This is a genomic window from Vibrio sp. SCSIO 43140 (assembly GCF_023716585.1).
Classification (GTDB): domain Bacteria; phylum Pseudomonadota; class Gammaproteobacteria; order Enterobacterales; family Vibrionaceae; genus Vibrio; species Vibrio maritimus_B.
The window spans coordinates 995,922-1,017,020 of the sequence record NZ_CP071851.1 but is presented as its reverse complement, the minus strand read 5'-3'; the positions used below and the strand labels follow the sequence as shown (position 1 = coordinate 1,017,020).

Here is a 21,099-nt window from a genome sequence, read left to right as displayed (position 1 = left end):
CCAGTTAGTATCAAGTACTACTATCTTGGTTGACGCATTTTTGCTGCTCGAAGGCGATTCAAACTCGCTAAAACATCGACGACGCGTGGCTTTGCCAGATCGCCAGAATTTGGCATGTTGCCACTCCAATTGCCCTCTAAGATTGATTCAATCTCTTTTGGTGGATGCATTGACCACCCTGGTTGTTGTGCTAGTTGGAATAGTGTCCAACCAATAGCGTTCAGTTCTGAGTTAGACTCAAGTTGCTCTAGTGCTTCTATATCAATGGTTTCTTTACCAAATCTTAAGCTTTTAGCCCCTTTGCCCGATACGCGGAACTTCCCATCGACAAGAAGTTGTTGAAGGTGAGCGCAATCAACATGCCTCGGTGGGATGAGCTCTAGAGGTTTTTCACATTCGTTTTGACGCTCCGTTGGGTGCAGTTTGATGACTTCACGAGCTTTGTTGGTTACGTCAACAGCCTGGTAATCTTGCATTTGAATCACGGTATCAGCAACGTCTAAGTAGTCACCCGATCCCCCCATAACAATAATGGTTGAGATATTGAGTTCGTCTCTCAATTGACCTACACGATCTACGAATGGAGTAATTGGCTCGTCGCCTTTTGAAACGAGCGCTTGCATGCGTTCGTCACGAATCATGAAGTTGGTTGCCGATGTGTCTTCGTCAATCATTATCGCAGAAGCCCCCGACTCAATAGACTCTTGAAGCCAGGCTGCTTGCGACGTTGAGCCAGAAGCGTCTTGAGTACTAAAATCTGTGGTCTGCTTACCGAATGGTAAATGATTGATATAGTTGCTCAAGTTGAGATTATGAATAGAGCGACCGTCTTCAGCTTTGATCTTACAAGCGTCATTGAGAGTAACCACGCCTTCACGGCCATCTCCTGGTATATGATCGTAAATCGAACGTTCAAGAGCGTTCAAAAGCGTCGATTTACCATGGAAACCACCACCAACGATGAGAGTGACGCCAGCTGGTATCCCCATGCCTTTGATAAAACCTTGGTTAGGGCGGTGAAGTGTTACTTCCATCGAACTTGGTGATGTAAACGGGATAGCATCTTTCATTGGATAGTCACAATTACCGGCCAAACGAGGCAGTACACTGCCATTAGCAACAAAAGCGACGAGATTGTTTGCTTCCAACTGCTCACGAAGTGCGACTTGATCTTCAACGACTTCACAGTGATGTTTTAAGTCCGCAATATCGAGCTCTCGTTCAAGCGTCGCTTTACGGATGTACTTAGGAAGATGGAAGGTAAGAATGTTGGATGCCTTCTTAGCGAGAATTGAGCGACCTTCTGCAGGTAAGTTCACTCTAAAGCGAAGCTCAATACCTTCTTCGGTGAAAACGACGGACGTTGAATCAAGAACTGTCTGACCGGTGATAGAGACAGAAACAGAGTTTTCCTGTTTAGCTAAAGCAGCAAACTGACGCGCGATATAGTCACGTGCAGCAATTTGATAGGCAGGAGACTGTTCTTTTAACCATTCCAATCCTGTAGGCGCCCATTTGCGAAAAGCGCGGACTCGTGACGCTGCAGCGTAAGGATCCGATTGAACATGATCGATGTGAAACTCAAAATCGGTGAAATCGTAGCTTCCTTTAATTTGTTGGTAAGCACGATAGTTTTGCTTTTCGATTTTTTTAAGTTTGGCGATTAATAGATCCATATCGAATGTCTCGGATTTCAAAAGGTTGGTGCGCGATTATAGGAGACGAACCTCCTGCGGTAAAGGGTTTGGTTCAATAATAGCAAAAGCAAAGGCTGTTAGCGGTTCATGGAAGAACGCCGCGACGTTCAACGAATGATAAACTGAGTTGGAGATGGATACTGTTTTTGTATTTGAATCTCAAAAATGTCTCTAGGCATAGGTTTAGCGTAATAAAAGCCTTGTCCAATATCACACTGCTCATTCAGGACAAATTGATGCTGTTCTTGTGTCTCGACTCCTTCAATAACGACTTGTTTCTCCAACTTTTTAGCGATAGTAATGATCGAACGAAGGATAGATTTGTCCTGGGCGTTATCAAGGATATTTGCTAAGAATTCTTTATCGATCTTCAGAGCGTGGAAAGGAAGATTCTTTAGATAATTAAAAGAGGCATAGCCAGTACCAAAATCATCGAGCGCAAACTTCACACCTTGCCGAGTTAAAATTTCCATGTTGTTCTTAGCTATATCAAAGTTAGATACGAGGCAGCTCTCTGTTAGCTCAAGTTCCAGGTTGTGAGGCGAAAGCTCATATTGCTCTAAGAGAGCCGTTACTTTGTCTGCGAAAAGAGGGGAGCATATTTGTTTAGCTGAGATATTAATCGATAGGCAAAAATCTGAAGCGAACTCTATCCATTCAGAAGCTCGATCAATTGCATTGCGCAGCACAAAGTAGCCTAATTCTATGATCAACCCGTTTTGTTCCGCCATGTGGATCAGAGCTTCATTAGATACGTCACCTAAAACCGGATGCTTCCAACGTAGTAACACTTCTGCACCTATCCACTTTTGCGATTCAAGTTCAACCTTAGGTTGGAAATAGAGAATGAGATCGTCGTTTCTAACGGCTTGAATTAAATAGTGTTCGAGTTGATTGAATGCTTTTTGGTCTTGTTGATCAGCATGGGTAAAAAAGGAAACAAGCTCTCCTGACTCTTTACAGGCTAAAGCAGCGTGAAACGCATTGTTAATTAATTGGTTGGCATCTTGGGTATGGTAAGAGTTGGCAACACCCATGTAGGTATGTAAATGGACTTCTTGTCCATGAAATTGGAAGCCTTGTTTCGCAATGCTTGCTATCTGTTTACATAGTGTTGGCAAGAGCTGTTCGTCTAAAGCGGGGACAACGGTCGCTAAAGCGAGTTCAGTTGTAGAGATCCTGGCGAAGTAGTGTATCTGAGATGTTATCTCAGTGACTTTTTGCTCAAACTCCGCGAGTAGTTGGTCGAGTCCCTCACATCCAATACGCGCCTGTACACGTTCACCATTCGTAAACTGTACCAAGATAACACTTAGATAGGCTTTACCTTCGATTACTATCGTGTTGTTGAACGAGGCGTTTAGTGCATTTTCTAACCCAGTTCGGTTTAACATGTCTGTAGAATAATCGTGGCTTCGTTGGTGCAGCATTCTTTTTTCTAGCTGCCAGTTGTCTTTTCTCAAAGCTTCGAGTTCGTCTTGTGCCTGTTTCAGTAAACGTTCCTTCTCGCACAGTTTAGTTTGATAAGCTCGTTTGATCTCTCTACTTTTGAATGACGCTTCTTTGCGCGATACCCATCTGGACAAGCGAGATTGCAGTCCATTTAAAAAAGACACGCTTGCCAGTGGCTTACGATGGATCGCAAACACGACGCCGATGGGGTCTTTTCCAAGAGAGTAAACGTATAGGTGAGTGATTTGTTCGTCGGGCTTGACCGAAAGGAGTGAATGTAGTGACTCAAAGACTGTGTTGTCAGAAGATCGGTCAGAGTCATCAAGAAGCCTTCGTCTATTCTCGTCAACATCGAAATCGTCTAAGTGGGACGAATATACTAGGTCTATCATGCCACGATATAATGCGCACCAACCCCAACAAATATAGTCCGGGTCAGGTGAATGGTTAACGTCGGAAAAATCAATGATACGCAGCTTTTCCGCACCATTCATCGTTTGCAAGATGGAAGGCTTGGTTCTCGTCATGTTCAATTACCACATCCTGTGGTTGAGTTTCGCTGAATCGTTGCGAAACGAAATGTCATTAAATGAGTATAATGAGCGCTGAAATTTAGAGAGTGCTAATTTTTACCAATCGCCAAAAACTGGCGCAATATTGACGTGTTTCTCAAGTTTGAGATGTTGTTTGGAGCTATTGAGTCGTAGCGGAGGCAAAGGGAAACGTCCTTTGCCTCGTGTATAAATATTAAGGCTTGAGGCGGGTAAGCTCGTTGATATCTACAGGTAACGTGTAATCTATATCGTCATAGCCAAAACCATTTAGGTTAAGGAAGGATCGCTGGAAACCTGCGAAATCTCCTAGGTCCTTAAAGTTGTCTTCGTTCATTTGATCCAGGAGCGTCTTTACTTTTTCTTGAACGGATGGAGTTAATTCCCAATCGTCCATTCGAATCAATCGCTCACCATCTAGTGGGACAGTTTCTGAGCCATACAGCTTAGTTGAAAACAAGCGTTGCATTTGTTGAATACACTCTTCATGTGTACCTTGTTCTTTCATCGTTTGATAAAGAGCAAGTAGATAAGGTGTTAAGCCTGGGATGAATACACTGGCTTTGGTCACTAACGCTTTGCACACAGCAGCATAAGCATTGCCATCGAAGTTTGATAATTCGAGGTTCAATGCATGACTTGTTTGATGAAGATCTACTTTAGCTCTACCGAGAGTGCCATCAAGGTAAATCGGATGAGTAATCTCTGGGCCTACATAAGATAGAGCAACCGTTTTAAACCCGTTAGCGATAGAGTCAGAGTTAACTAGGGTATCGATCCAGCTTTCCCAATCTTCGCCACCCATTACTTTGAGTGTGCCTTCGATCTCTTCGTCGGTTGCTGGCTCAAGAAGTTTGTTTTCCCATTGCTGAGTTTCTAAATTGATAGAGGCACCAGAGACAGCTTCTCCAATCGGTTTTATCGCCGAGCGCCAGAACTCACCATCACCTTTTGGACGGACACCTGTCGCCAAGCTGTAAACAACGAGATCAACTTCGCCTTCAAAATAGGTTTCTATGGCTTCGATAACTTGTTCACGAACGTCTTGAGAAAAAGCATCGCCCACGATATTGATTGCTCGTCGGCCAGCCTGATTCGCACGTTGCTTAAAGTAGATGTTATTGTACCAACCGGCGCTACCTACGCCTTTCTCAGAGGGACCACGTTCGAACGATACACCAATAGTGTCTGCGTCGGCGCCACCAAAGGTGAGGGCGATTCGCGCTGCCAAACCAAATCCTGAAGACGCGCCCAGAATAAGGACACGTTTAGGTCCATTTTTGATCGGGTTGGCAGATTTAACGTAAGCGATTTGGTCATCGACGGCCTTTTTACAGCCCTCAGGGTGAGCAGATTTAGCGACGACGCCGCTGATAATCGGTTCAATTATCATTGATTACAACCTATCTAAGACGATGATAAAAATTCAAGATAGCGTAAAGTGTTGTAAATTATATTGAGCTAGGGCATCAAATTGGTGATTCTGGGCGTAAACTAGCTATCAGTTTGTTGACCAAAATCACCAAGGTAATGTTATAGGTAGGGTTGTAGGGATTCAGCGACAATTTCAGCGATGAATGGTTGAGCTTCGGCTTTAGGATGCAGACCATCCTCCATCATCCATTCTGGTTTAATAATGATTTGCTCCAGAAAGAAAGGAATTAACGGAACGTTATGTTCTTCGGCAAGTGTTGGATAGATGTTTTCAAACATGGTGCTGTAACGTTTACCGTAATTTGGCGGAACGCGAATTTGCATTAAGAAAACTTCAGCACCTGCGTCCTGACTCTTAGTGATCAGTGTGCTTAGGTTGCGTTGAATAATGTTGGGCTGGAATCCACGTAAGCCATCATTTGCACCAAGCTCAATAAGTACATAGTCAGGTTGATGTTCCGTCAGCAGACCAGGTAGTTTAGCGAGACCATTGCCTGTCGTGTCCCCTGATACGCTGCCGTTTATAACGGTAAAGTCTGTTGAATCGCCGGACAGTTTATCAGAGAGCATCGTTGGCCAGCTCAGGTCGGCAGACATGTTGTAGCCTGCACTTAAGCTATCGCCAAGTATCAGAATTGAAGCCGCTTTCGCGTGAAAAGAGGCCAAGGAAACAAAAATAATAATCAAAGAGGAAAGTTGCCGAATCATGAGTTCTTCCATAATAAAAGCTGAGTCAGTGACCAAAGTAGTGTCTACGAAAACGGAACATTTAACAATCCTTGAAGATGTGAATCTCTCCATTGAGGAAGGGGAGACGATTGCAATCGTTGGTACATCGGGCGCTGGTAAATCGACGTTGATGACGCTTCTAGCGGGTTTAGATGTCCCTAGCTCAGGCAACATTGAGTTGCTATCAAAAACAATTTCTGATTTAGATGATGAAGCGAGAGCCAGTATTCGTAGCGAGTATCTGGGGTTTGTATTTCAGAGCTTTCTACTCATCCCGAGCTTGTCGGCTTTGGGCAATGTGACGCTACCTTGTCTTCTTCGAGGAGAGCAAGAGGACGAAGCGAAAGCGAGACAACTTCTAGAGTCCGTAGGCTTAGGGCATCGTATCGACCACCTGCCGTCACAATTATCTGGTGGCGAACAACAACGTGTCGCCATTGCTCGCGCCTTTATGACTAGCCCAAAGATTTTGTTTGCTGACGAACCTACCGGAAACTTAGACCAAAATACGGCTCATAAAATCGTAGAGCTCCTGTTTAACTTAAACCGAGAACATGGAACCACACTCGTACTCGTCACCCATGATTTGTCGCTTGCTCAACGCTGTGACCGCATCTTGCACATGAACGCTGGAAGATTGGAACAGGAGTAGGCTATGTCACAGGGAACACTGAATACGCGTTTAGTGAAATGGAGCTTTGATGAAATTAGGCAAGGACAACTGTGGCCGATCGCTATCTCATTGACGCTAATCATTGCGTGCATCTTCGGTCTAGCGGCTCTTGCAGAACGCATGGAACAAGTAATTGTAAAGCAGGGGAAAGATGCGCTGACAGCGGACACTATCTATATCTCAGCCAATCCAATTACTGAACAGAACAAGCAGTTCATTGAGAACTCGGGGCTAGACAGCTCCTGGTACACTCGCTTCGCTACTATGTCGTTTAGCGACAATGGTATGCAGCTTATTACGGTAAAAGCGGTGGATTCAAAGTTTCCACTTCGCGGTACGCTTACTTTGGGCTCTGATGAAGGGCAACAAAACCATGTCGGTGAAGGTGAGCTATGGCTAGATAGTCGTATTGCGGAACAGCTTGGTGTTGTTCAGGGTGACGTTGTCACTATAGGCGATGCAGAGCTTGCTGTAAGCGGTGTTATTTTGGAAGAGCCAGGTATTAGCTTTAATCCATTTCAGCAAATGCCGACCGCGTATATTCATCAAAGCTCTGTTGATCAAACAGGTGCAGTTCAACTTGGTAGTCGAGTCCAATTTAGAGCCTATTTGGTTGGCGATGAGTCCCAAATTGAAGCGCTAAAACAACAGATTGAGCTTACACCGAGTGATAGGTGGCGTGATCAATCATCGGGCAGCCGTACTAACGATATCTTTGACCGTACAACTCAATATCTATCACTGACGGTCGCTATCATCATTATTATGGCAGCGACAACACTTGTTCTAACTTGCCAAAACTATGTCCAAAGTAGGCGACAAACCGTTGCTATGCTAAAAAGCTTGGGCTCGAGCCGACGTTGGCTAGTTAGATGGCTATCGATACAGACACTGCTGCTTGTGAGCATGTCTATTGCCGCCGGCTTGGTGTTAGGGATGGGGCTTGAGACATTACTTCGGCTGCCGTTAACCGATCTCTTACCCGACCCACTGCCAACTTATGGGCTTGAGCCTGCCATTATCGCTGTCATGTCTAGCTTACTGATCGGTGTCCCAGCATTGGGTATTCCACTGTATAAACTCATTTCAGTCTCTTCCGTAGAAGTACTTCAAAGCGCTGACGAGAAACAGGGCGGCTGGATTAACTTGCTGGTTTTAGTGCCACTTGTGCCGCTTCTTGTTGCTTATCGTGACAACAATCTAGTTTGGATCGTGCTAGCTGGTATTGTTGGTTTGTTTATGGTGCTTGCGGCCATCAGTGTACTCTTTACGTTGCTACTCGGTAAGGTGTCCCTTCCTATCTCAATGAAGCTTGCTGTAAGTCGTATTAATCGCAGCAAACGACACACAGGTTTGCAGTATGGCGCATTAGGACTGTCTTTGATGCTCCTAACGACTATTTGGCTAGTAAGAAATGATCTGTTAAGTGATTGGCAAAGAACCTTGCCAGCAGATGCACCAAATGCCTTTGCTCTGAACATTGCAGAGTACGAAAAGGATGCGTATTTGGAAGCGCTTGATGGCAATGAGATTCAACGTTCCGAGGCTTTTCCTATTTCTCGCGGTAGGTTAACGCTGATTAATGGCGAGGATGCTCAAAACCGTCAGAAGAAAGGTCTTGAAGAAGAGGACGCGTTAAGTCGAGAGCTCAACTTCACCTACGTGGAACAACTTCCTAGCTACAACGACGTGCTATCTGGTGAGTGGACTGATGTCGGAGGCGTCTCGGTAGAGAAAGAAGTCGCTGAAAACCTTGGATTGCAACTAGGTGATGAACTTGGCTTTACCATTAATGGACAAGAAGTGAGTGCAAAAGTTAACTCTATCCGTTTCGTTGAATGGCGAGATATGAAGCCTAATTTCTACTTTATTTTCACTCCCGATGTGTTGGCGAATATTCCGAGCGCTTGGTTAGTGAGCTTTAGGCTTGAAGACAAGGACAACGCGCTAATCAGTGAACTATCTCGAAACCATCCTACGGTTAGTCTCATGGACATCCGTCTGATGGGGGAGAAAATTCAAGGGTTGCTCAGCCAAATTGTATGGTCGATTACGGTATTAGCTGCGTTGGGCGTCTTGTCTGGCGTATTGTTGATCTTTACGCTGCTTAGGTTGAGCCTATCGCAGAGACAAGCAGAAATACGTTTGTATAGAACGCTTGGAGCGAGTCGTAAACGCATCGTAAGAACGATCTGGGCTGAATATGGGATCATGGCGATAACAGCCGGTGTTGTCGCTACATTTGGCGCTGAGCTTGTTGTAGGTTCAATTATGACCTTTGGATTTGAGCTTCCATGGAGTTGGCATTTATCCACGTGGATCATCGTCCCCGCAATCGCTTTCCTGACTTTAGCACTGGTTCTTTTTTCATTGATAAGACAGATGCTTACTACGTCACAGAAGCAGTTCGCTTAATAGTTAGCCACCGATTTTGTTAAGTTATCCACAAAATCGGTGGATAAAGTCTTGGATAACTCAAGAGTAATATTAGCGTCAAAAAACCGTAGCCTTTGATTTGTCGGTGATGAGCGTGTCTTGCAGTGTCAGAACTGTGTCAAAAAACTTATTCACCGATTATCTGTCAAGAGAAAACATCACAAAATTTGGGATTTTTTTTAGTGATGGATAGGGCTAAAATGACGCATCATTATTACGCCAGCTTATAAGAAATGAACCAAGAATTCACAATGGCACAAAGCAGTAAACGTGTGGCAATTATTGGCGGAGGCGTCGCTGGATCAACCGTCGCGCTCTTTCTAGCAAAACAGGGCGTAGATGTAACGCTTTTTGATAAGAACAAAAGTCTTGTCAGCGGTCCACCGATTTGTCACCTCCATGCTGGTGGCAATTTATACCGCGAGATTTCTCAACAGCAATGTCTGGATCTGTTAAAGCAATCGATCGACTTCGTTCGTTTTTTCCCATCAAGTGTTAATGTTCGTCCAACTGTTATTGCTGTACCAAAGGTCGACGATGGTGAACCACTTGCTCTGCTTCCAAGACTGAAGGTACTTCGCGAGGCCTATCGTGGTTTAATTAATGAAGATGCCGACAATAACGTGCTCGGCTCTCCAGATGACTATTTTCATGAGTACGATTACGAACAGCTAAGAGCGCTTTCTCAGCGTGATTGCCCCAAAGCACCATCGTCTCTAGATGAATGGCTCATTCCCTTCGCAAAGTATACTGATCTCGAGCAGCTAAAGTTCCCTATCTACGTTGTTCAAGAGTATGGACTAAGCTTATTCCGCGTTGCCTCATCAGTTCAGTTGTGGACTCAGCAACTTGACAATTTGCATGTGAGGACGAGCGTTGTTGTCGATGATATTGAAGCTCTTGAGTCTCATTACGAGGTCTCACTGGATAACGGTGAGGTTGGGGCATTTGATTTTGTTATTAACGCGTGTGGCTTTCGTACCGGTTCAATCGACGACAAGCTTGAAATAAAACGTCAGCGTCTTGTTGAGTTTAAAGCTGCATACGTAACGAAATGGAAATCACATCAAGAAGAGAAGTGGCCAGAAGTGATCTTTCATGGCAAGCGTGGCACACCGCAGGGTATGGCGCAGTTGACCCCTTATCCAGATGGCTATTTTCAGCTACATGGAATGACAAAAAAGATAACGCTGTTTGATAAAGGCTTAGTGGGGTCAACTACACAAACCTCTCAGCCAGAGTTACCTCAATCGCTAATTAACAAAATCGATAAAGGGTGGCCACTCGATGTGCAGATAGAGCGCTCAAAGAGTGCTATTCGACACGTTAGCCAGTTTGTCCCTGACTTTTCAACGGCCGAGCCTGCCGGTAAACCACTATACGGCGCTCAGCAGATACCAGGCAACGAAGCGAGCTTGAGAACAGCGGACGTGAGCTTCGAGGGCGAGCGGTATGCTCGATTAGAAATCGTCAAGGCTTCATCAGCGCTTATCGCAGCGAAAAAAATCATGAGTAAATGGTTTGTTCAACAACCACAATCTATGGTTCATACTTACAGTCTGGACCCTGCGCGAGTTCAAGAGGTTGCAATGAATATCGCTAAAGAACGTGGCTATCCGGAGTCATTGGCGATCGCCTACTAAACGGCCAATTGTCTGGTTTACAAAGAAAAGTCTAAATAAAGTGTCGCAAATCTATATCGATTGCATATAATCGGACTGAGCAACACAAGGAATTTATAATGAACGTACTAGTAACAGGTGGAGCGGGCTATATTGGTAGCCACACATGCGTGCAGCTTATCGAAGCAGGTATGACGCCAATCATCTTCGATAACCTTTATAACGCGAAAGTAGCGGTCATTGATCGTATTGAGAAAGTCTCAAAGACTCGCCCAGTATTTGTGAAAGGTGATGTTCGTGACAAGCAAGCGCTTATTGAGGCGATGAAGACTCATAACATCGACTCAGTCATTCATTTTGCTGGCTTGAAAGCAGTGGGTGAATCGGTAGCAAAGCCAATTGAATATTACGACAACAATGTCAACGGTACCCTAGTCCTTGTCGATGCGATGCGCGAAGCAGGTGTCAAACACTTAGTATTTAGCTCTTCAGCAACAGTATATGGCGATCCGGCATCAGTGCCTATTACTGAGTCCTTCCCAACCAGCGCGACCAACCCATACGGCCGTAGTAAGCTCATGGTTGAAGAGTGTTTAACTGACTTCCATAAAGCTAATCCTGATTGGACCATTACGTTGCTTCGCTACTTCAACCCAGTTGGATCGCACCCAACTGGGGAAATGGGAGAAGATCCACAAGGCATTCCGAACAACCTGATGCCGTTTGTTTCTCAAGTAGCTGTTGGACGAAGAGAGTACTTATCTGTATTTGGTGACGATTATCCAACCCCAGATGGTACTGGTGTACGTGATTATATCCACGTAATGGATCTTGCGGATGGTCACATTGCAGCGCTGAAAACACTTAATGGTCAAGAAGCCTTGTCTATCTATAACTTAGGTACTGGTAACGGTACGAGCGTTCTAGATATGGTGAAAGCGTTTGAAGTTGCATCAGGCAAAGAAGTCCCTTACAAAATCGTTGAGCGACGCCCTGGTGATATCGCGGAGTGTTGGGCAGATCCAACTAAAGCTAACCAAGAGCTCAATTGGACGGCTACTCGCACACTAGTTGATATGACTACTGATGGCTGGCATTGGCAGTCGCAAAATCCAGAAGGTTATCCAGAGTAAGACGTTTGATTTGCTTACCAATCTTTTAACAAAAGGCGCTAAATGCGCCTTTTTTTGATCTGAGTCGCTTAATTTATCGATTAAAAAGTAACATTTTGTTGAATATTTGATAAAATGGTTTTAGTACTTAATTTAACCTGTAAAATTAGTCTTGACGTACAAGGGGACTCCATGGAGTTAGCACTCATCATTACTTTCGTAGTAGCAGCGGTTGTAATGGTTAAAAAAGAAATGGCTGCAAAATAAGCTTCATTCATACATTTTGTTTACATACCTTTTAAATGAATGAAATTATTAACAAAAACCGACGAAAGTCGGTTTTTTTATGCGTGAAATTTGCGTATTCAACAACAAACTTTTCTTATCGTCACGAACAAAAACAATCGTTGTATTTTTCGCTGCTAAACTCTTAAGGTGCACGCTCTTTCCGGTCGTTCGTAACCGGCGTTTCACACTCATAAAACAAAAAACCTAAAAGAGGATACTGCCATGCGCATTGCGATTCTATCTCGCAACGAAAACTTGTACTCAACTCGCCGCCTGAAAGAAGCAGGGGAAGCGAGGGGGCATCAAGTGGATATCATCGATACCCTTCATTGCTATATGGACATCACAAGTAGTAACTCTAAAGTCCGTTATATGGGTGAAGAGTTGCCACAATACGATGCGATTATTCCACGAATTGGTTCGTCTATTACTTTCTACGGTACCGCTGTTGTTCGTCAGTTTGAAATGATGGGTACCTTCTGTGTAAACGAATCCGTTGCAATCAGCCGTTCTCGCGACAAGCTACGCTCACTGCAGTTGCTTTCGCGTAAAGGAATTGGTTTGCCACGTACTGGCTTCGCAAGCAAGCCGGACGACATTCCAGACCTGATCAAGAATGTCGGTGGTGCTCCTCTTGTGATTAAGCTACTTGAAGGCACACAAGGCATTGGTGTGGTATTAGCGGAAACGCAAAAGGCAGCAGAAAGTGTTATCGAAGCTTTTATGGGGCTTAAAGCAAACATTCTGGTGCAAGAGTTTATTGAGGAAGCCAATGGCGCGGATATCCGTTGCTTTGTTGTGGGTGGCAAAGTCATTGCAGCAATGAAACGTCAAGCAGCCGAAGGTGAATTCCGTTCAAATCTACATCGTGGTGGTACCGCACAGCTCATTAAGTTGACGAAAGAAGAACGCGCAACTGCTGTGGCAGCGGCCAAGGCGATGGGATTGAACCTGTGTGGGGTAGACATCCTTCAATCAAAAAATGGTCCAGTGGTAATGGAAGTAAACTCATCACCGGGTCTAGAAGGTATTGAGAACGCGACAGGTAAAGATGTGGCGGGCTTGATCTACGAGTTTATCGAGAAAAATGCCAAGCCAAACAACAACAAGACGAAAGGACGTGGTTAAAAATGGCAAAAGAGCTTGTCATTGCGGGCGTAGAAGTACGCCCTGGTGAGCGTAAAGAAATCAACATCCCTGTAGCGAAGCTGTACACAGATGCGGAAGTATCCATTCCAATTCAAGTCATCCGAGCGAAGAAAGAAGGACCTGTAGTGTTCGTTAGCGCTGCGGTCCACGGGGATGAACTTAACGGTATAGAAATAATCAGTCGTCTGATTGCAGAAAATTTAAAGCTGCAATGTGGCACCCTGATTTATGTCCCTATGGTCAATGTCTACGGTGTACTTAACCAAAGTCGTTATATGCCAGACCGCCGAGATCTAAACCGTTGTTTTCCAGGCTCCAAGAAGGGTTCGCTGGCGGGGCGACTTGCCCATACCTTCTTAGAAAGCATTGTTTCTCACTGTGATTATGGTATCGACTTGCACACGGGTGCAATTCATCGCTCGAATTTACCTCAAATTCGCGCAAACCTTGAAGATGAAGAGACTAAACGTTTGGCGGAAGCGTTTGCTGTGCCAGTATTGCTTAATGCGAACATTCGTGACGGATCGCTTCGTGAAGCGGCGGTTAACCATGGCGCCAGAGTGCTTTTATATGAAGCTGGTGAAGCTTTAAGATTTGATGAATTGTCGATTCAAACCGGCGTAAAGGGCGTGCTTCGCGTACTGAAAGCGTTAGGTATGACGCGAAAACGTGTTTCTAAGGCGAAAACGGAACCATTCATTGCTAACCGCAGTGATTGGACTCGAGCTGACGCTAGTGGTTTTGTTAAAGAGTACGTTCAGCTTGGGTCTATGGTTGAAAAAGGTGACGTACTCGCTGATATCAATGGACCACTGGGGAACAATATCAGCCAGGTAACGTCCAACCGCACGGGCATCATCATTGGCAAGCAAAATATTCCTCTTGTTCAAGAAGGGGAAGCCATGTATCACATTGCGTATTTTGGAGATAGCGCAGAAGAGGTATTTGAACACATCGAAATCATGCAAGAGTCGATTGTTCCAGTAGAACCGAGCATGTAACACTATGCCAAACACATATAACGACAGAATGATCATTGGTAATTTGGAGGTATGTAGTCTTCCAGAGTTAGGTATTTTTGATTTGGAAGTGCGTATCGATACTGGAGCGAAAACGTCGTCTCTTCATGTTGATAATCTCAAACGAGTCAAACGTGATGGTCGCCTTTATGTTCAGTATGATCTACACCCTGATATCTACCATCTCGATGAAATCGTTCATTGTGAGTCTTTGATTCATGATTCGCGAAGAATCAAGTCATCGAACGGGGATTCTGAGCAGCGTTGTGTCATTCAAACTCTGTTTAGACTGGGTGATAGAGAATGGCCAATCGAGATAACCTTGAGTAATCGCCAAGATATGTCTTATATGATGCTGCTAGGGCGCGAGGCCATGGTCGATAAAGTGTATGTTGACCCAAGCCGTGCGTTTCTAATCGATTAATCGACGATTAATCTAAAGTAATTGTTTAGCCGCCTTTGTGCGGCTTTCTTATTAGCTGATAAGGGATACTTTAGCGGCTAGTAAAGGGGCAAAAAAAAGTAGAGCGCTGGGCTCTACTTTTGTGTTTAGGAGGAAAGATCACAACATTTATGCTGGCTCTAAAACGTCATCATTCTCCATTTCGTAGTCGTAGTCTTTCGGAGTTTCATGGAACTTCGACTTACTGTTCAACGTATGGAATGCTCTTCTTCCGCGTGCTAAGCGTACGTATTTAAGCCAGGTATGTTCCAGTTTGGACTTCGCCTTACTCGGGTTCACGATCACTTTTGTGAAGTGTTTTTCTTCAGCGTTTTCTGGAGTAATGTCACCACGTTCAAGTGCTAACATTGTTTCTCCATAAGTCACTAAGATGTCTTCTTCTATAAGTGTAAAGTCACCCGATTTCGCGAATCCGCGTGGGAACTTTACTGCATCAAAAAAACGTTTCTTGCCGTGGCGAAATAGAGTTTCAGTCATAGAGACCTCAAAGCAAATAGGTAGTAAAGCAAGGGTATTCAGGTAGCTAGAATGCCATCCAAAGACGTCGTTAAAGCCTTAGAATCCCGTGTTGGTTCGATGCTGAAAATAGTTGGAAATGACAAAGAAAGATAACGAATTGTTTTTGTCGAACTCACAAATTTTATTTATGCTTAAAGTAAGCTTAACTGTGTAAGAATACGTGGCTAACCAAAATGTTAGCTCTAAAAACTTAGAATAATCATAAGAGTCATGATATGGACGTAAAAGTATTCCAAACTTTCCTTGAAGTCGCTAAGGAAAAACACTTCGGTCGCGCATCCGAAAACCTCTACATTACCCAAGCGGCGGTGAGCGCTCGGATCAAACAGCTTGAAGAATACTTTGATACTCGTTTGTTTACTCGTCACCGCAACAACATACAACTTACTTCTGCAGGGCAAAGGTTAATCGGCTATGCAGAAGTTATGGTGTCGACACTTAAACAAGCGACGTTCGACTTATCTCTTGAAAGTAATAAGGCGCTGCAGCTAACACTAGGCGGTACTCCGAATATCTGGGATGCGTACCTGCAAAACGGTTTAAGTGTTGTCACAGATTCTCTATCGGGCTATGGCTTTGTCGCGGAGTCATTAAGTCGCGAGCAGCTCAACCGAAAGCTATTAGAGCGAACCTTGGACGTCGCATTCTCTTTCGATCCATTCAAAGTTGAAGAGTTTAAGAGCCATCAGATATCCGAACTTCAGTTGGTATTGGTGTCCACTGAACCGAGTGATATCGAAACAGCGTTCACGAGCAAGTACGTTTATGTAGACTGGGGCACACAGTTTGGTTTTGAACATGCCGACCGTCATCCGAGTATTCCAGCACCTTACTTGCGTACCTCAACCGGACGCATCGCTCTAGATTTTGTGTTAGAGAAGGGTGGTTGTGCTTATCTACCCGCATCATTGGTAGAGCCCTTTATTGAGTCTGGACAGCTCCACAGAGTGGAAGGTGCGGACGAGTGGTCTCGTCCCCTTTATATTAGCTATCGCAAGAACAGCACGTCTCTAGAGGCGATTTTACAGGTAGAGTCTTTGATTAATACCGTTGAACCAGCCACATCATTCGTGGTTCAACAAGCGGGTGAGAGCGGCGAGTAAAGGGTTCGACTGTTAAGACTACGTACAAAAAATCCCTGCTTTTGCAGGGATTTTATCTATCTAGAAGTAGGGAGTGACTATTGTTAGATTCGCTCAGCCAAGTAAGCGTCATAATCCGGTATTTCAATCTCCACTTCTTGTTCAAGAAGATTTGATTCAAATAGGAAGTTAGCCGTAGCACGGTTTGTTGCTACAGGGATATTCCAGACACTTGCGATTCGAAGCAATGCCTTCACATCTGGGTCGTGTGGAACCGCATTGAGTGGATCCCAGAAGAAAATAAGCATGTCTAGCTTACCTTCGGAAATCAGTGCACCAATTTGTTGGTCACCACCCATTGGGCCACTGATCATGCTTTTAATCGCAAGCCCGGTCTCTTTGCTCAGCATATTTCCCGTCGTTCCAGTTGCATACAAGAAGTGACCCTGTAGCTTTTCTTTGTTCTCTTGTACCCAACGAAGAAGTTCTGGTTTGTAGTGATCGTGAGCCACCAGAGCAATGTGTTTGTGCGCTGGCATAGTGCGAATGGTTTTTTGCATGTATTTTTTCCTAAATTTTAACCTGTAGATTCCAATAATTACTGATATTGGTGAATAGTCATTGAAATCTCATCTTATCTAAGATTATTTATGGTAAGCCTTTGATACTAAATGTTAGTCATTTACGGTGCAATTACCATAATTGATATCTGTGACAGTTAATCTGCTTCAACGCTAAATATCGGCCGGTACGCGCTAGGGGATAGCGATTCGGCTACTATGCTCTCATCCAATGCCTTTGGTGACAGAACTTCAATCTGTGGCGCTAAGTCTGGTTGATAAGCTTGTCCTCTTAGGTAGCTTACCGCTTGTTGTACTGATAGCTTTCCTTGCTCAACCATTTTATCAGTGGGAGCGAGTTCAACTTTACCGCGCAGAAGTCCTCGGTACACGCCATGACTGAGGTAGATAGACAGTAGTTCGATATCTTTGTGAGCTTCGTTGTTTCTAAGTTCGCTGATGGCGGCTTCAATTGCCACCGCGCTGCCGACAATGTAATCAAGCGCAGGTTGGTTTTCGATAACTTCCTGAATTAAGTTACGCTGTAACTCTTTGTCGTTATCTGCCCAAAGGGTGTCCATGACGTTAACATCGCTACCTTTTATGGCTTGTAAAAAACCAAGTATTACGGGCTTGGTGCCGCCACTTGATTGTGGGCCTGGTAAAAATGCGATATCGACTGTGCCGCTTCCTTTAGGGTGTTTCTTCGCAAGGAAGTCGCCAACTTTATAACCCATCCAGTACCAATCAACACCCACAACGCCTTTTATGTGTGACTTTTGAGATTTGTCTGCGACCAAATGATTCACCGTCGCGAAAACTGGCGTATCTTTAGTATATTGGCTTAGATCATTACTAAAGGCAGTGGGCGATACCGTACCTAGGATAATGGCGTCAGCTCCCCAATCGCGACAAGCAATAAGTTGTGAGCGTTGTTTATCGACATTCGGGTAGCCACCTGATTCAAACACTTTCAGGTTAATGTTCTGTTTTTCCGCTTCCATGACCATTCCATAGTTAACGGATAACCAATAGGAATCTTTCAGGTGTGGATAGATAGCACAGACTTTTTCAGCTGCTTCACCCTGTTTAGATTGTGCTGCATTCACTTCGGCGGACAAAAACGGCACGCTCGTGGTGGCAATTAAGGCACAAATGGTGGAAAAAACGTGATTATTCTTAGGCATATCGTAAACGTGTAGTGGTATCTCGGTCGCCAACATTGCAAAATATAGCGTAATACAGTCCATTCCGTATCGGCAAGCACTATATGTGATTGGTTGGCTCAGCCTAACCACTGTCAGTTAAGCTTTGGACGTAAAAAGTGGGAATTCTATAGGGGTGGTTATGTTGCTCTCTAAAGCCAGCATTGGTCGAAAGCTGTTGTTTTCATTTTTGGTCATGGCGATGCTTGTATTGCTTTCTACAGCGATAGGCGTATCTGGGTTTTCGTTCGTCGCAAAAACAGAGCGAAATGTTGTCGATACAGCAATACCCTCTATGATAGAAGCTCGTGAAGTGTCTGAATTGAGCTCGCGGATTATTGCGTCCGTCCAAGTACTTTCTAATGCGAAAACTAAGTCTCAGCATCAAGAAGCGGGACGTGTTCTATTTAGTCGTCTTGAATCCCTACTAATGCACATCAAAGCACTCGGCTCCGATTCCTTTGATTCCAAACTACTCGATGAACTTGAGCAAACTGTTCAATCTATTATTGATAGCCTTGCTGAGCTAGGAAGTTCAGTAGAGCAAACAATTAACCTTGACCAGTCGATCAACGAGCAAACGGCTGAACTTCGTGTTCAAGCCGATGAACTGGAACAACTGACTCGTACTCAAGTACTTAATACCAGCACTATCGCAGTGGCAAACGTCACTCATATCTATGGTTTATTAGAGCAAGAACAGAAATCGGCGGCCTTGGACGCATTAGATAGCTTAGTGGAAGTCGATCTTGATCTGTCTGAGCGGTTACATGAGCTCCACTTACTCGCATTTAAAACTCTGAATCAAATTGAAGAAGCTCGCACGGTATCAGACCTTGGACGTATTGAAGAGCTCCAGCGTCAGTATAAGTCCAATATTAACATCATGCAGAGACGCGTACCTGGCGTAGAGGATCCCACACGGTCGGCACAAATGGCGGAACTGCTAAAGGATCTTGCCGATGGGAAATCCATTTTCAGCTCACTTAAGCAAAAGCATTACGAAAAACAGCGCTCGCAAACGTTAATGCAAGAAACACTGGAGCTATTCACCACGTTAAATGCGACGGTGTCCAAACTTGTAGACCAATCAAACCTAGCGACTACTAGAGCGGTCGACGACTTATCTAAAACCTTAAGTTATGCACAATGGACACTTGGTGTGTTATCCATCATCGGCTTCATGGTTGTTGTAGTGATTGTTTGGCGCGTTGTGTACGTTTCGGTAGTCAAGCGTTTGGCAGAGTATTCCAACGCCTTGCTTTCAATTGCCAAGGGTCAACTTAATGTTGATGTAAGCGTTAAGGGGAACGACGAGCTTGCTCACATGGGGCAAGCCATTATCACGGCGAGAAATACCGCTCAGGCGCTTAAAGTCGTCGCGGAAGCAGAAGCCAAAGCGAAGAAAGAGTTAGAGTCACACAAAAACCAACTCGAACAGATTGTTACTGAGCGCACGTTACAGCTTCAAACCAGCAATGAAAAGCTCAATCAAGAGGTACTCAACCACGCCAAAGCGCGTAATGCAGCAGAGCAGGCGAACCGTGCAAAATCTGCCTTCCTAGCAACCATGAGTCATGAGATTCGTACGCCAATGAATGGTGTCCTCGGCACAGCGGCGCTGATGGAAGATACGGTTTTGAATCAGCAACAGAGAAGTTACCTTGAAACCATCAACCGTAGCGGACAAAACCTGCTTGCCATTCTTAATGATGTGCTTGATTACTCAAAGATAGAAGCAGGCCATTTAGAGATCCGTAACAAGCCGTTTGACCTTTACCGTATGGTACAAGACTGTTATCAATTGATGCTAGGTAAAGCCTTGGAAAAGAATCTGGACTTTCGCTTCCATATAGAAAGTGATGTCTCAGATGTGTATTGCGGTGACGTGACAAGACTGAGTCAGGTGCTCAATAACCTTGTCGGAAATGCCATTAAGTTCACCCAAGAAGGGCAAGTCGATATCTATGTATCTCTGGACCCGGACGATGAAAGCTGCGTCATGATAGAAGTGTCGGATACTGGCATTGGTATAAGTCCGGAAGATCAACTGTCGCTGTTTGAAGCCTTTACCCAAGCAGATTCGGGGCATTCAGCCATTGGAGGCACTGGCTTGGGGCTTGCGATTAGCCAGAGATTGGTTCGCGCGATGAACGGCGGTATTTACGTTGATTCATACCTTGGTGAAGGCAGCCGCTTCTGGTTTGTTATTCCGCTCGAACAGTGCACCCTAGAAGGTCAAGAGATCACAACACCGATTGGTGGTGCTGAAACGGTAAATGGTCGTGTTCTTCTGGTAGAAGATAACACAGTAAATCTTATGGTGGCTGAAGGATTCTTGGTGAATATGGGACACCATGTGATTGCTGCTGAAACGGGTGAAGATGCCAAGGTGATGTTTGAACAACATGAGTTCGACATCACGTTAGTCGACATTAATCTACCAGACTGTAGTGGTGTGGATCTTCTACATGCTTTCCAACAAATAGAGCGCAAGCGCGGCCAAGAAGGTAAAACACCGATGATTGCCGTCTCTGCGCATGTGTTCACCGAGGAAGTCGAGTCCTACTTGGAAGCAGGCTTTAACGGATATCTGCCAAAGCCTGTTGATAGAGAAGATCTTCGTGACATCATTCAGCAACACTTAGCTAGCAAAGTTGAGGTATTCAAACCTGTGAACAGTCCAAGTGAAACCGCCACGTTCAATACATTGGATGAGATCGCGATAATTGATGAGAGTGTGGTAAGGGGGGATATTAGCGTCTTGGGTGTTGAACGGGTGCGGAAGATCGTCAATGCGTTTGTTGAGTCGAGCGAAATGACAATAAAAGACTTGGAGATAGCGGCACAGACAGACGATGAGGCGATGGTGAAATCATTAGCCCACAAGCTTAAAGGTAGTGCTGCCGCATTGGGCTTATCTCAGTTGTTTGAAGTCTGTTTAGCGATTGAAACTGCCGACGACCATATTGGACGCTTTTTAGAGCTTTTGGAGTTGTTAATAAATGCTCGGGCGCACGCAAGCAAGCAGTTAACAACGGTTCTGGATGAATATACAGTTTAACTCTCAAGTTCATTGATTTGATTACCATGCTTTATCTAATCGAA

The 21,099-nt window shown here is 44.7% G+C and carries 16 protein-coding genes; 9 read left to right on the top strand and 7 right to left on the bottom strand.

Annotated elements, in window-relative coordinates; translation table 11 throughout:
- Positions 1–20: 20 nt before the first annotated feature.
- From J4N45_RS23070 to J4N45_RS23055, 4 genes are all read right to left on the bottom strand, one after another.
- Complete coding sequence (locus J4N45_RS23070) at positions 21–1,676, bottom strand: ABC-ATPase domain-containing protein (protein ID WP_252014728.1); 1,656 nt, start codon at positions 1,674–1,676, stop codon at positions 21–23.
- A 128-nt stretch (positions 1,677–1,804) separates the two neighbouring features.
- On the bottom strand, positions 1,805–3,676 hold the full coding sequence (locus tag J4N45_RS23065) for a putative bifunctional diguanylate cyclase/phosphodiesterase (RefSeq protein ID WP_252014727.1): 1,872 nt from the start codon (positions 3,674–3,676) through the stop codon (positions 1,805–1,807).
- 220 nt (positions 3,677–3,896) lie between these two features.
- Complete coding sequence (gene fabV / locus J4N45_RS23060) at positions 3,897–5,093, bottom strand: enoyl-ACP reductase FabV (RefSeq protein ID WP_252014726.1); 1,197 nt, start codon at positions 5,091–5,093, stop codon at positions 3,897–3,899.
- A gap of 140 nt (positions 5,094–5,233) precedes the next feature.
- Positions 5,234–5,842: an arylesterase gene (locus tag J4N45_RS23055; protein WP_252014725.1), complete on the bottom strand. Its 609-nt coding sequence runs from the start codon at positions 5,840–5,842 to the stop codon at positions 5,234–5,236.
- Here J4N45_RS23055 and J4N45_RS23050 point away from each other — a divergent pair.
- From J4N45_RS23050 to J4N45_RS23020, 7 genes are all read left to right on the top strand, one after another.
- Positions 5,841–6,515, top strand: a complete 675-nt coding sequence (locus J4N45_RS23050; protein WP_234496740.1) for an ABC transporter ATP-binding protein — start codon at positions 5,841–5,843, stop codon at positions 6,513–6,515. The two genes, J4N45_RS23055 and J4N45_RS23050, sit on opposite strands and share 2 nt — an antisense overlap.
- A gap of 3 nt (positions 6,516–6,518) precedes the next feature.
- Positions 6,519–8,951, top strand: coding sequence for an ABC transporter permease (locus J4N45_RS23045; protein WP_252014724.1), 2,433 nt, complete (start codon positions 6,519–6,521; stop codon positions 8,949–8,951).
- A gap of 254 nt (positions 8,952–9,205) precedes the next feature.
- Positions 9,206–10,615 carry an FAD-dependent oxidoreductase gene (locus J4N45_RS23040; RefSeq protein WP_252014723.1) on the top strand — a complete coding sequence of 470 codons (1,410 nt, stop codon included), beginning with the start codon at positions 9,206–9,208 and terminating at the stop codon, positions 10,613–10,615.
- 98 nt (positions 10,616–10,713) lie between these two features.
- A complete protein-coding gene (gene galE / locus J4N45_RS23035; RefSeq protein ID WP_252014722.1) occupies positions 10,714–11,727 on the top strand; it encodes a UDP-glucose 4-epimerase GalE in 1,014 nt (337 codons plus the stop codon).
- A 489-nt stretch (positions 11,728–12,216) separates the two neighbouring features.
- Positions 12,217–13,122, top strand: coding sequence for a 30S ribosomal protein S6--L-glutamate ligase (gene rimK / locus J4N45_RS23030; protein ID WP_128648742.1), 906 nt, complete (start codon positions 12,217–12,219; stop codon positions 13,120–13,122).
- Between the two features lie 2 nt (positions 13,123–13,124).
- Positions 13,125–14,144, top strand: a complete 1,020-nt coding sequence (locus J4N45_RS23025) for a succinylglutamate desuccinylase/aspartoacylase family protein (protein ID WP_128648741.1) — start codon at positions 13,125–13,127, stop codon at positions 14,142–14,144.
- A 4-nt stretch (positions 14,145–14,148) separates the two neighbouring features.
- On the top strand, positions 14,149–14,586 hold the full coding sequence (locus tag J4N45_RS23020) for an ATP-dependent zinc protease family protein (protein WP_042471642.1): 438 nt from the start codon (positions 14,149–14,151) through the stop codon (positions 14,584–14,586).
- A 147-nt stretch (positions 14,587–14,733) separates the two neighbouring features.
- Here J4N45_RS23020 and J4N45_RS23015 read toward each other — a convergent pair whose 3' ends face one another.
- Positions 14,734–15,102 (bottom strand): MaoP family protein, encoded by a 369-nt coding sequence (locus tag J4N45_RS23015; RefSeq protein ID WP_234496745.1) that lies wholly within the window; start codon positions 15,100–15,102, stop codon positions 14,734–14,736.
- Positions 15,103–15,359: 257 nt separating this feature from the next.
- Between J4N45_RS23015 and J4N45_RS23010 the strand changes: the two genes are divergently transcribed.
- Complete coding sequence (locus tag J4N45_RS23010) at positions 15,360–16,247, top strand: LysR family transcriptional regulator (RefSeq protein ID WP_252014721.1); 888 nt, start codon at positions 15,360–15,362, stop codon at positions 16,245–16,247.
- An 83-nt stretch (positions 16,248–16,330) separates the two neighbouring features.
- Here J4N45_RS23010 and J4N45_RS23005 read toward each other — a convergent pair whose 3' ends face one another.
- Both J4N45_RS23005 and torT read right to left on the bottom strand, forming a co-directional pair.
- A complete protein-coding gene (locus J4N45_RS23005; protein WP_128648739.1) occupies positions 16,331–16,786 on the bottom strand; it encodes a methylglyoxal synthase in 456 nt (151 codons plus the stop codon).
- Positions 16,787–16,944: 158 nt separating this feature from the next.
- Complete coding sequence (gene torT / locus J4N45_RS23000) at positions 16,945–17,973, bottom strand: TMAO reductase system periplasmic protein TorT (protein ID WP_252017213.1); 1,029 nt, start codon at positions 17,971–17,973, stop codon at positions 16,945–16,947.
- 160 nt (positions 17,974–18,133) lie between these two features.
- On the opposite strand from torT, the gene torS reads away from it, so the two are divergent.
- The gene (gene torS, locus J4N45_RS22995; RefSeq protein WP_252017212.1) at positions 18,134–21,055 is read left to right on the top strand and encodes a TMAO reductase system sensor histidine kinase/response regulator TorS; all 2,922 of its coding nucleotides are present in this window, start codon (positions 18,134–18,136) and stop codon (positions 21,053–21,055) included.
- Positions 21,056–21,099 lie beyond the last annotated feature (44 nt).

Bases quoted from the DNA above. Each gene is read 5' to 3' on its own strand.
- J4N45_RS23025 (WP_128648741.1), top strand. From the start codon at position 13,125: ATGGCAAAAGAGCTTGTCATTGCGGGCGTAGAAGTACGCCCTGGTGAG.
- J4N45_RS23050 (WP_234496740.1), top strand. From the start codon at position 5,841: ATGAGTTCTTCCATAATAAAAGCTGAGTCAGTGACCAAAGTAGTGTCT.
- galE (WP_252014722.1), top strand. From the start codon at position 10,714: ATGAACGTACTAGTAACAGGTGGAGCGGGCTATATTGGTAGCCACACA.
- J4N45_RS23010 (WP_252014721.1), top strand. From the start codon at position 15,360: ATGGACGTAAAAGTATTCCAAACTTTCCTTGAAGTCGCTAAGGAAAAA.
- J4N45_RS23070 (WP_252014728.1), bottom strand. From the start codon at position 1,676: ATGGATCTATTAATCGCCAAACTTAAAAAAATCGAAAAGCAAAACTAT.
- J4N45_RS23020 (WP_042471642.1), top strand. From the start codon at position 14,149: ATGCCAAACACATATAACGACAGAATGATCATTGGTAATTTGGAGGTA.
- J4N45_RS23065 (WP_252014727.1), bottom strand. From the start codon at position 3,676: ATGACGAGAACCAAGCCTTCCATCTTGCAAACGATGAATGGTGCGGAA.
- torS (WP_252017212.1), top strand. From the start codon at position 18,134: ATGTTGCTCTCTAAAGCCAGCATTGGTCGAAAGCTGTTGTTTTCATTT.
- J4N45_RS23015 (WP_234496745.1), bottom strand. From the start codon at position 15,102: ATGACTGAAACTCTATTTCGCCACGGCAAGAAACGTTTTTTTGATGCA.
- rimK (WP_128648742.1), top strand. From the start codon at position 12,217: ATGCGCATTGCGATTCTATCTCGCAACGAAAACTTGTACTCAACTCGC.
- torT (WP_252017213.1), bottom strand. From the start codon at position 17,973: ATGCCTAAGAATAATCACGTTTTTTCCACCATTTGTGCCTTAATTGCC.
- J4N45_RS23005 (WP_128648739.1), bottom strand. From the start codon at position 16,786: ATGCAAAAAACCATTCGCACTATGCCAGCGCACAAACACATTGCTCTG.
- J4N45_RS23045 (WP_252014724.1), top strand. From the start codon at position 6,519: ATGTCACAGGGAACACTGAATACGCGTTTAGTGAAATGGAGCTTTGAT.
- J4N45_RS23055 (WP_252014725.1), bottom strand. From the start codon at position 5,842: ATGATTCGGCAACTTTCCTCTTTGATTATTATTTTTGTTTCCTTGGCC.
- fabV (WP_252014726.1), bottom strand. From the start codon at position 5,093: ATGATAATTGAACCGATTATCAGCGGCGTCGTCGCTAAATCTGCTCAC.
- J4N45_RS23040 (WP_252014723.1), top strand. From the start codon at position 9,206: ATGAACCAAGAATTCACAATGGCACAAAGCAGTAAACGTGTGGCAATT.